The sequence below is a fragment of the Brevundimonas vesicularis genome, assembly GCF_027886425.1.
Lineage (GTDB): Bacteria > Pseudomonadota > Alphaproteobacteria > Caulobacterales > Caulobacteraceae > Brevundimonas > Brevundimonas vesicularis_C.
In genome coordinates this window covers 2,605,643-2,616,084 of record NZ_CP115671.1, presented here as the reverse complement: position 1 = coordinate 2,616,084, position 10,442 = coordinate 2,605,643, and the positions used below count along the sequence as shown (strand labels likewise).

Here is a 10,442-nt window from a genome sequence, read left to right as displayed (position 1 = left end):
ACCCGAGTTCGGCTCGAAGTAATCGTGGTCGGTGCTGTCGTCGACCACTACACAAACGGCTACGAGGTTTGAGCTCCGTCATCCCCTTGGAGGCTCGCGGCGGTTGATGGCGCAGGTCTTCTCGCTTCCCGCCTTCTGAAGTCTTTCGGCTTGAGGCATCCAGAATGTCTGTTCGCAGCATTTATCCGCGAACGAAGAATGGCAATGCCGCTCGCGGCGGTCTTCTGATGTTGAATAACCGTCGGCCTATCGGGAAACTTCACCTCGATGTCCAGTCTCCCCCCCCAAGCGCTTTGGCGTAGGCATCAAGCGCGGACACGGCCATGTCCTCGGCGTGTTCGATCTTCGCAACTCGATAGCGGGTCATACCGTCAGCTTTTGCCACCTGCCCGCGTGTCATCCTCATCAATCTACGGATCTCCCAGAAAGTCGATCCGTCCACCCAGACGCCTTCTATTGACAGGCCTGGCTCTCCTGCGGGGCTCATCTAAGGCTACAGGATTGAGACAGAAGAAACGGGCGATGGGAGGTCTCGTCAGTCTGACCGAATTCCTAGGCGGTCTCCGGCCACCGCTCCTTCAGCCGTTCGACGGTGGTGCGCCACTTCGGGGTGGTTGGCTTGCAGACGGTGTTCTGGTTGCCGAACAGTCCGATTTCGTTAACGGCTTGATCCAGCGGGACAGTGTGGATCCAGCGCACCGGAACGAAGAACTCGCTGCGCTCAGGATCATCGGCAACCGCGCGGTGGTAATCGCCCTCGGTCAGAACCTCCAGCGCGGGCTGCTCGCCCTCGGGGGTATTGATCCGGAACTCGGACGCCGGCTGCGGACGGCCCGTCACCTCCCCCATGCCGACGAAGCCGTGACGCGGTGTCTTGACCCAGATCCGGTCGCCGACGTTCAGCAGGTTCAGGGTGTTGCTATACCAGGAGCCGCCGCCGGCACTGATAAAGCCGTAGCGTCGGGCCTCGTCCCATGAGCGCCGATCGTCGCCCATACCGAAGGACGCATAGAACTCGCCGTTCCAGGGTTCACTTTCACGCACACCGCGCGCTTTGGGGGCCGCAACAGCACTGACCTGTGTATGGACGGGATCCAGCAGCCACGCGCGACTGAGAAGCTGCTGGTCGCCGTGGTCGAAGACCTGAAAGCACAGGACATTGATGGCGATGTCGCGCTTGTTCAAATAGGCGACGATCCGCTCGCTGCTGTCGTCCAGCGACGCCGCGACGATGACGATCTGATGGCTGTCGTTCAGCGTCTCCTCGTCGAGGGGCTGGCCGAACCGGGTCTTAAAATCCATCGCGAGATCCCGCCCAGAGGAGAAGCGGCGGTAGATGGCGTCGATGTCCTGCGCTTCTAGTTCCTCGACCCAGACGGCATAGTCGATGGCCTGGGCGACGACCTCGCGCGGTGTGCGGTCTCGCTTCAGCTCGATCAGGACAAGCGCCCCGTCGGGTGCGACCGCCAGAAGGTCGATGAAACCACCGGAAGCAGTGCGCTCCTGTCGACCGATCAACATCCATTCGTCGGACAGCACCCGGGGTGAGGCGACGATCATGTCCTCCAGCGCGCGTTCGCTGGGCAGACGCCCCTCGGTTAGTTGCCGTGGGGTGCCACCGACTGTCCAGATGGCATTGCGGATGGGCATCAGGCAGCCTCGGCGAGCGGCGATGGGTCAACGGCTTCGGCGAGGAGGGCGTCGAGCAGACGGCGGCGGGTGGTAGTGCTGGTGGCTAGGCTCGCCTCCAGCCGGTCGCACAAAACCATCAGCTCATCGACCCTCGCGACTATACGGTGCTGCTCTGCCAGCGGTGGAAGAGGCACGGGGATTCGACGAAAGTTTCCTAGACCAATCCGTGTCAGTGTCATGCCGTGGTGGTGGGCGGCGGCAAATCTTTGTGTGAGCTGTGAGTTCAAGCAGTGCAGCGCATACCGCGACGACAACTTTGGATGGACGGCGAAACGGTAACAATCGGCTTTGACAAGGGCAGGGCCGATGTTGGCCGGAACCTCACAACAGCGCACACTTGGATCGACGAGGCCTGCCACCACCAGGTCCCCCGCGTGGATGTGGTGCTTTGAAAGCCGCTCGTAGCGAGACTTCTCGATGAAAGAGTGATGCTCCTCGCGGAAGGACCCGGCTCCGACATTCTGTAGGCGAATAACTCGAAAGCCCGAGGCCTGAATGTAGTGGTCAGTTTTCAACTGAGATCCGAACGGTCCATCCGTGATCGCGCTTTCATCGTCCGCAGAAATCTGATCCGGAGTTGTCCAGAGCCATCCTGAGGGCAACTCCGGCAGCGGTTCTTCGAGATCGTCCTCGACTATTTGGGCAAACTTCCGTTTGTGCGTCCTTTCCCCATGCAGACGTTCAAGCAGTGCCGACGCTGGTTCGTCGTTCACATCTTGCGGCACGAGCCTGCCGCGCACGGCGAGGTTCAAAATGGCCTGTCGCCACGCCTTGATTTGGTCGGGGCGTTTGGCGAGGGAGGGCAGCGCGTCGAGGGCAAACCGCGCGTTAGCCTGAAAAGAGTCCGCATCGGGCGCGCTGAGGCATTCAAGGCTCGCCGCCGTCAGCCGGTCGCGCACGATTTCGCGGCCTTCCTGTGCGGCCTCCAGCCGGTCGCAAAGGCACATCAACTCATTCACCTTGGCGACGATGCGTTGCTGCTCGGCGAGCGGTGGGAGAGGGAAGGGCGAGTGCGCGAAATACTCGGTTGGCACGCGCTTCTGCCCTGCGGTGCCCGTCATCTTCGGGATGCCGGTTTGGACGAAGTGCGGGCTCTTGAGAAAAATCAGAATGAAATCCTGATCGACGAACAGTGGGCGCACGATGTGCAGTTCGGTCGTGCCGCTGCCGATGCCGCCTGTCAGATTTCGAAACACGGCTGATTTGCCGTTCTCGAAGCAGGGCGTGATCTTCGCGAGGCCAACGTCACCCTCGGCGAAATGCGTGTAGCCCTTCTTGATCTCGCCCCACGGGCGGACTTCGTGCTGGTTCGCGACCCCATACTCGGCAGCGATCAACGGCATCGGCACGAAAGAGGCTTCCAACGTGTCGGGTGCTTCGTTGCGCGGGCTCAAGACTCCGATTTCGGCAAGCTGCGACCAACACCAGTTCGAGGGGATCGGGAATGGCGTTTCAGGCAGCGCCGGGATCGCTTTCGGCTTCCTGATCTCCCTCGCCTTCGCCAGCCGCGACTTCTCCTTCGCGATCCGCGTTAATAGTTCCCGCACCGGTTCGTCGGTCGCGTCTTGCGGCACCAGTTTGCCGCGCACCGCAAGATCGAGAATGAGGCGACGCAGGCGGGCAATCGCTTCGGGCGCATCGGCGATTCGCTCGTATTGAGCCATCAAGCGATCCGCATTCATCGGGCAAGCGCCTCAGCGAGGATCGTCTTCAACTCATCACGCAACTCGGCTGTCTCAGCCTCGGCTCTGGCGAGGTCCGCCAGCAGTGTTTCCGGGTCGCCGTGATCGTCGGCCACCGCGTGCGGGTTCTTGATGTCGAGATTGTAGCCGCGCGCCTTGATGTCTTCGGCGCTCACCTTCCACGCCTGCGGCGTCTCCTCACGTCCTTGCCTTTCAGCCCCGCCCCACCAGTCGATGCAGTCCTGAAGATGCTCCAGCCGGATCGGCCTGGTCATAGAATAGGCTTTCTGGCCGGCCGGCACTGGATGCTCGTAGAACCAGATGTCCCGCGTTGGTTCGCCCTTCTCGAAGAACAGCAGGTTGGTGCCAATCGAGGCGTAGGGGCGGAATACGCTATTGGGCAGGCGAACGATGGTGTGCAGATTGCACTCCTCCATCAGCGCCTCTTTCAGCCGGGTCTTGACGCCCTCACCGAACAGGGAGCCGTCGGGCAGAACCACGGCGGCGCGACCCCCCGGTTTCAGCAGACGGATGATGAGGGCCAGGAACAGGTCGGCGGTTTCGCGGGTCTGGAAATGCCTCGGGAAGTTGCTCTCGATCCCGTCTTCTTCCTTCCCCCCAAACGGCGGGTTGGTCAGGACGATGTCGACGCGGTCGGACTGCCCGTAGCTGATGTAGGGTCGTGCCAGGGTATTGTCGTGGCGCACGAAGCTGGGGTCCTCCACCCCGTGCAACAACATGTTGGTGGTCGCCAGCATGTGCGGCAGTGGCTTCTTCTCGACCGCCCGCAGTCCTCCCTGCATCTTCTGCTCGTCCTCGGGCCGCTTCACATAGCGATCTCGCATGTGCCGTATCGAACAGGTCAGGAAACCGCCTGTGCCACATGCCGGGTCGAACAGAATCTCGCCGGGCTTCGGGTCGATGCGGTCGACCATGAAGGCCGTCACGGCGCGGGGGGTATAATACTCCCCGGAGTTGCCGGCGTTCTGGAGGTCGTTCAGCAGCTGTTCGTAGACGTCGCCGAAATGCTGGCGCTCCGCCAGGTCGTTGAAGTCGACCTCGTTGATCTTGTTGACCACCTGCCGCAGCAACTGACCCGATTTCATATAGTTGTAGGCGTCCTCGAACACGCCACGGACAACGCGGGCGCGATCCCCCGGCAGTCCGCTGAGCGGCAATGCCTTCAGTTTCGGGAACAAGGTGTCGTTGACGAAGTCGATCAGTGCTTCGCCGGTCAGTCCTTCCGGGTTGGCGGCCCAGGCGGACCAGCGCAGGTGATCGGGAATGGGCGAGCTGTAGTCGTCCCGGAGCAGCTCCAGCTCCTGATCCTGGTCGTCAATGATCTTCAGGAAGAACATCCAGCAGAGCTGGCCGACACGCTGCGCGTCACCGTCGACGCCGACGTCTTTGCGCATGATGTCTTGAATGGATTTAACGAGGGTGCGGACGGACAAACTAGGACCTCGAGAGCGCGGCTTTTATATCGTGGGCGATCTGGTTCATCGGATCGTTCGGCGCGTTTGGATAGAGCGCGTCGGCAGAAATCGGAGGGAACGCGCGGCTATTTTTCCAGAAGGCATCTGGCTCAAAGCTAAACTTTGCGATCAGCCGGAGCCCAAAATCGATCTCGTAGCTCCGATACAGGTTCTTCTGCTCGGGGCGATCCATGTCAGGGTATTCGCCGAGCAGGTAGCCTTCTTGGATGTGGGGCCTCACGGCCTGGGGAGGACACACGCTCGACAACCGAACGATCTGCAAGCCTGCCTCGGCGCTCGCTGTAATGGCACCGCTCAAGTTCGGAAGTCCAAGGACGTAAAGGAAGGCTCTGCGGCTGTTGGACGACGAAGCAAACGATGCAGCTATTCGAAGCGAATGGGTGACGTCGAGCAGCGGCGTCGGGCAGACCTCATAGTGCTGAAGGATCGACCAGCGCAGGATCCGTTGCCGACGCAAACGTGTGAGCCCCTGGAATCCAGCCTGTTCATATTGGGACTCGAGTAAGTCCTCTGCACGTTTCAGAAGATTGAAACGGTCCGGATACTGGTCACCTGACACCCGGGATCCACGGTAGATGGTAGCTTTGAGCGTTGTGTTGCTTTGCTGATTGATGAAGTCCTGACCCTGACCTCGAAACATGAGAACGAAGTCGCGATTGAGATACTGTAGGGTCGAAACCCGCTGCGCCAGGTCGAGGTAGTTCGACACGTGAAAGCCTTGGCTCTTGCGCACCGCCGTGTTGCTGGTCGCCTCCGGTTCGCCGCCGATGAATGACCAGATTTTTTGGCTGCCGATGGTTTCCATCGTTTATGACGCCTGTTCATATATTGCAGTCTGTAGGTCGTGAGCGGCTTTGACAAAGCCGGGTCGCCCGCCGAACGCCTTCACCAACTGCAGGGCCGTTCCCATGCGGTCGAAGGGGGCAATCTTCAGCACCTGAACGTCGTCGAGGTTCAGCAGTCCCTCGTCCTCGTATTTCGCCAGCAGCGCCTCAAGCACCGTTCGGGCCTGGGATCCGTATCGAGTGAACACATCACGTTTGCGGACATTGTCGGCTCGCTCCTGACGGGTCAGGGGCGGCTGGTCGAAGGCGACGTGGCAGATGAGGTCAAAAGGGTCGAGGTCCTTGCCCGTAAGGTCTCCCAGCGCCTCTATTGGGAGCCCCTCTTCGGCCAGCTCGTCGATGATCAGCTGCTTGCGATCAACCTCGCTCCAGCGGCGCAGGAAGACGTCGAGAGACGCATAGTGTTTGCGGAGCGTGTTGCGGGTGAAGTCGCGCAGGCTCTCGGTCACCAGTTTCCCGTTGGCGTCCAGATATTCGATCCGCTCTGAGATGACCGATGCGGCCACTCCGTCGACGTAGACCTTCCGCTGCCTTTCGCCGACACCGTCACTGATGGTGATGTCTGGCGTATCGACAATGGTCTCGTCCGGTCCCGGAACTGGAGGAACGGCATCATCAGCGTCGTCGCTGACGACCACATCCTCGGGCGGCGTTATCGGGTCGAACTCGCCCGGCTGGTAGATCTGAACCGGCTCGCCGTCGAAATCAGGGTCGGCGAAGTGGTTTGTCGCACCCCGGAAGTCCATGACGGTGAAATAGTATTTCCGGGTGTCTTCGTGCACGCGAGTGCCCCGCCCGACGATCTGTTTGAACTCGGTCATCGACCCGACCGAACGGTCCAGCACGATCAGTCTGCAGGTCTGGGCATCCACCCCCGTCGACAGCAGGCGAGAGGTCGTGACGATGACGGGGTAGCGTGACTCTGGATCGATGAAGTTACCCAGCTGGGCCTGACCCTCGGTGTCGCTGCCAGTGATGCGCATCACGTATCTGGCGTTCTGGTCGACCAGATCCCGGTTCTCGTTGATCAGGGCCTGACGCATCCGCGCGGCGTGCTCCTCGTCCACACAGAAGACCATCGTCTTCTGGAAGCGGTCACCGCTCTCCTTGAGGAACTCGGTGACCCTGCGGGCGACCAGCCGGGTCCGTTCGTCCAGCACCAAGGTGCGGTCGAAGTCCTTGGTGTTGTAGATTCGGTCGTCGATTTCTTCGCCGTCGCGGTCGGTCGCGCCCTGTTCGGGTCGATAGCCTTCTACGTCCCGGTCGATGTGGACCTTGATGACCTTGTAGGGGGCGAGGAAGCCGTCGCGGATCCCCTGCTTCAGGGAGTAGGTGTAGACCGGCTCGCCGAAATATGCGGTGTTCGAGGCGTATTCGGTCTCCTTCGGCGTCGCCGTCAGTCCGACCTGGGTTGCCGAGGAGAAATAATCGAGGATCTCCCGCCACGCTGAGTCTGCGGCGGCGCTTCCACGATGGCACTCGTCCACCACGATCAGGTCTAAGAAGTCGGGCGAGAACTCGCGGTAGAGCTTCTTCGCGTCTTCTGGCCCAGTGATAGCCTGATAAAGACCCAGGTAGATTTCGTAGGCGGTGTCGATGCGCCGCTTGCGGTCCAACGCCAGCGTGAGATCGACCTCGGTCCCGTCGGCGCGCTCGATCGTCTTCGACTTGGTCGACAGCTTCGCCATCGCCGGACCGAACGGCCTGAAGTCGTTGACCATCGTCTGGTCGACGAGGATGTTGCGGTCGGCGAGAAACAGGATGCGCTTCTTCCGCTTCGCCTTCCATAGCCGCCAGATGATCTGGAAGGCCGTGTAGGTCTTGCCCGTGCCCGTCGCCATGACGAGCAGAACCCGGTCCTTGCCCTTGGCGATGGCCTCGATCGCTGCATTCACAGCGTTGACCTGGTAGTAGCGGGGGGCCTTGCCGCTTCCGTCGTCGAAATAGTCCTGAAGCACCATCTGCTCGGCTTCGGGCGTCAGGTTCTTCCAGGTAGTGTAGCGTGACCAAAGGTCCGCCGGCGAGGGGAAGTCGGCGAGCGCAAGGGTCGTTTCCCGTTCGGCACTGACGCCCGTCCGGTCATGGAACACGAAGCCGTCGCCGTTCGACGAGAAGACGTAGGGGATGTCCAGGGTCTCGGCATAGGCCAACGCCTGCTGGATGCCGTCCCCGACGCTGTGCCTGTTGTCCTTCGCCTCGATCAAGGCAATCGGCAGGTTCGGCTTGTAGTAGAGAACGTAGTCCGCGCGCTTGGACTTGCCCCGGGTGACCAGCTTGCCTCGCACGATGATGCGGCCCTTGGTGAACCCGACTTCCTCGCGGATTTGAGTCTGAAGATCCCAGCCGGCGCTGGTCACTGCCGGAGTGATGCGCTTGGTGCAGATGTCCCGTTCACTCAGAGATGAGCGGCTCACAGGACTTCCTTGATGCCGCCCCAACGACAGCGAACGGGTCTGCTCATCCCACTCATCGATTGTCGCCCCCTCATCGGTGCTACCTGAGCAAGAATGCCGATCTGGAGCAAGCCGGTAGACTCAGCCTTCACATCGAGAAGGAATCTAAGCGAAGCGTATAAACGCGTCGCCTCCCTATGCGGCCTTCCAAGGGGCGTCTCTCCACCGGACCAGCGCCTGGTGCGCCCGGCATCCGGACGCGCGTCTAAGAGGTCAGAGTGCGAGCGAATAGCTCGTGCTCCGCCCACCGCCCGCGTCTCTCTTCAGCACCCCACGCTGCACCAAATCGCTTATGTCTCGCAGCGCCGTGTCTGGCGATGTCTTCGCCAGCGCCGCCCATTTCGCGTTGGTGAGCTTGCCTTCGAAGCCGTCTAGCAGTCGGTTCAGCACCTTCCTTTGGCGTTCATTCAGCGGCAGATTGGCCAGGGCCTCCCAGAAGTGCGCCTTGCGCATAACGCTGGCTAGGATGGTCTCGGCGCCGTCGAAAGCGCGGTCGAGGCAGGTAATGAACCACAGCAGCCAGGCGGTGATGTCGATGTCACCTTTCTGGGTTGCCTCCAGCGTTTCGTAATAGGCCTTCCGTTCGGCGCGGATTTGGGCGGACATGCTGTAGAAGCGCTGGGGCGTGCCCTCGGCGCGGGCCAGGGCGAGGTCGGCGATGGCGCGGGCGATGCGGCCGTTGCCGTCGTCGAAGGGGTGGTTGGTGACGAACCACAGGTGGGCGACGCCGGCCTTCAACACCGGATCAGGCGAGGCGGTTTCGAACCAATGCAGGAGGGCGCCCATTTCGGCGTCGAGACGGTCGGCAGCGGGGGCTTCGTAGTGGACGCGTTCGCGGCTGACCGGGCCTGAGACGACCTGCATCGGGTCGCCATCCGGGGTGCGCCAGGCTCCGACGGTGATCTTGGTCATGCCGCTGCGGCCCGTCGGGAAAAGAGAGGCGTGCCAGCCGAACAGGCGGTCGGCGGTAAGCGGCTGAGCGTAGTTCTGGGTGGCGTCGAGCATCATTTCGACGACGCCCTCGACGTTGCGATCCGCTGGGACTAGGCCGACGACATCCATGCCCAGGCGGCGGGCGATGGAGGAGCGGACCTGGTCTCGGTCCAAGACTTCGCCCTCGATCTCGCTGGACTTCAGTACGTCCTCGGTCAGGGTGCGTAGGACGGCCTCTTCGCGCAGTGGAAAGCCCAAGGCTTCCATCCGTCCGATCAGCCGGCCTTGGCGATGGCGGACAGCGGCGAGCGGTTGGGCGAGGGCGCTGTCGTCCCAGGTCAGGTTGGGCCAAACGGCCAGTTCGTGAATGTAGGTCATATTTACCGCGCTTTCTGCGGTGAATGTGTAGGCTATTCGCCGCAAGGGCAATGTGTAATCGCAAGTCATGCGGTGAATGTCGGGTGTGTTCGCCGCATGCCTATCCATCAGGCCGCGAGTTGCCGGGCACCACAGGGCTGCAGCGCGATGGATACGCCTCTCGCCGCCAGCGGCTCGCCAACGAGATCCGTCAGTCGCGTGAAGGCAATGGGGCTAGTGCAGAGGATGCGCCGTTCGTCGGGCTCCCATCTGGCGCGATCTAGGTAGCTTACCGCGGCGCCTTCCCCCGCGATCTGGACGACCGCCTGGCGGATGTCGGTCTGGGCGAACGGGACGAGCCGCGCCAGCGTCCCGACACCGCTATCCGATCGTAGGCTTTCGGCGGCGCGAAATCTTTTAATGGGTTCATAAAGGTATTGTCGGTCACCGGTGACCGGTTTTCGTGTCGCTGATGTCCGGTTTTTCGGCGCTTGAGCGGTCGCCTGTGGCCGCTTTTCGCGGGTTTGATCGGTCGCAGATGACCGGTTTTGCGGCGTCTCGGCCGCTTCGTTGGGCAGGGTCGCGCGGCAGATGTTGGTGCGGCCGCGTCCCCGGCGGACCTCGACCTCCAGATAGTCGGCCGTCTGAAGTTCTTCGAGCAGGCGTCGCAGTTGGCGAGGGCTGACGCCCAGGCTGGTGGCCATGCTCTCCTGGCCGCGCCAGGCACCGCCTTCGCAGGGGTTCAGGTCGTGGAGGATGAAGCCGGCGACAGCCTTGGCCTGGAGGCTGATCTTGGGATCGTTGGCGATCCGCTGATGCCAGGCCAGTTTTTCGGCGACGAAGTTCTTGGGATCGAGGCGGCGGCTCATTTGTGTGCCTCCGACGTTGCGGTAGGGCAGGGCAGGGAGTAGGTTTCCTGCGGCCTTGAGTGTTGTGCCAAGCCCATTCGAACCCCGCCGAGCGCTGCAACGCTGGCGGGGTTTT

At 61.8% G+C, this 10,442-nt stretch carries 7 protein-coding genes; all 7 read right to left on the bottom strand.

Going from position 1 to position 10,442, the window contains the following annotated elements; translation table 11 throughout:
* Positions 1 to 552: 552 nt before the first annotated feature.
* The 7 genes from PFY01_RS13315 to PFY01_RS13285 all read right to left on the bottom strand — a co-directional run bounded on the left by PFY01_RS13315 (position 553) and on the right by PFY01_RS13285 (position 10,327).
* A complete protein-coding gene (locus PFY01_RS13315) occupies positions 553 to 1,650 on the bottom strand; it encodes an endonuclease NucS domain-containing protein (protein ID WP_271041642.1) in 1,098 nt (365 codons plus the stop codon).
* Positions 1,650 to 3,356 (bottom strand): restriction endonuclease subunit S, encoded by a 1,707-nt coding sequence (locus PFY01_RS13310; protein ID WP_271041641.1) that lies wholly within the window; start codon positions 3,354 to 3,356, stop codon positions 1,650 to 1,652. The genes PFY01_RS13315 and PFY01_RS13310 overlap by 1 nt, the downstream gene beginning before the upstream one ends.
* A 14-nt stretch (positions 3,357 to 3,370) precedes the next feature.
* The gene (locus PFY01_RS13305; protein ID WP_271041640.1) at positions 3,371 to 4,828 is read right to left on the bottom strand and encodes a type I restriction-modification system subunit M; all 1,458 of its coding nucleotides are present in this window, start codon (positions 4,826 to 4,828) and stop codon (positions 3,371 to 3,373) included.
* Position 4,829: 1 nt separating this feature from the next.
* Positions 4,830 to 5,675 (bottom strand): FRG domain-containing protein, encoded by an 846-nt coding sequence (locus PFY01_RS13300; protein WP_271041639.1) that lies wholly within the window; start codon positions 5,673 to 5,675, stop codon positions 4,830 to 4,832.
* Between the two features lie 3 nt (positions 5,676 to 5,678).
* Positions 5,679 to 8,129: an EcoAI/FtnUII family type I restriction enzme subunit R gene (hsdR, locus tag PFY01_RS13295; RefSeq protein WP_271041638.1), complete on the bottom strand. Its 2,451-nt coding sequence runs from the start codon at positions 8,127 to 8,129 to the stop codon at positions 5,679 to 5,681.
* Positions 8,130 to 8,381: 252 nt separating this feature from the next.
* The gene (locus PFY01_RS13290) at positions 8,382 to 9,479 is read right to left on the bottom strand and encodes a Fic family protein (RefSeq protein WP_271041637.1); all 1,098 of its coding nucleotides are present in this window, start codon (positions 9,477 to 9,479) and stop codon (positions 8,382 to 8,384) included.
* A gap of 107 nt (positions 9,480 to 9,586) precedes the next feature.
* On the bottom strand, positions 9,587 to 10,327 hold the full coding sequence (locus tag PFY01_RS13285) for a hypothetical protein (RefSeq protein ID WP_271041636.1): 741 nt from the start codon (positions 10,325 to 10,327) through the stop codon (positions 9,587 to 9,589).
* Between the last annotated feature and the right edge of the window lie 115 nt (positions 10,328 to 10,442).

Excerpts from the sequence above, each read along its gene's own strand:
- PFY01_RS13285 (WP_271041636.1), bottom strand. The coding sequence starts at position 10,327 with ATGAGCCGCCGCCTCGATCCCAAGAACTTCGTCGCCGAAAAACTGGCC.
- PFY01_RS13300 (WP_271041639.1), bottom strand. The coding sequence starts at position 5,675 with ATGGAAACCATCGGCAGCCAAAAAATCTGGTCATTCATCGGCGGCGAA.
- PFY01_RS13290 (WP_271041637.1), bottom strand. The coding sequence starts at position 9,479 with ATGACCTACATTCACGAACTGGCCGTTTGGCCCAACCTGACCTGGGAC.
- PFY01_RS13310 (WP_271041641.1), bottom strand. The coding sequence starts at position 3,356 with ATGGCTCAATACGAGCGAATCGCCGATGCGCCCGAAGCGATTGCCCGC.
- PFY01_RS13315 (WP_271041642.1), bottom strand. The coding sequence starts at position 1,650 with ATGCCCATCCGCAATGCCATCTGGACAGTCGGTGGCACCCCACGGCAA.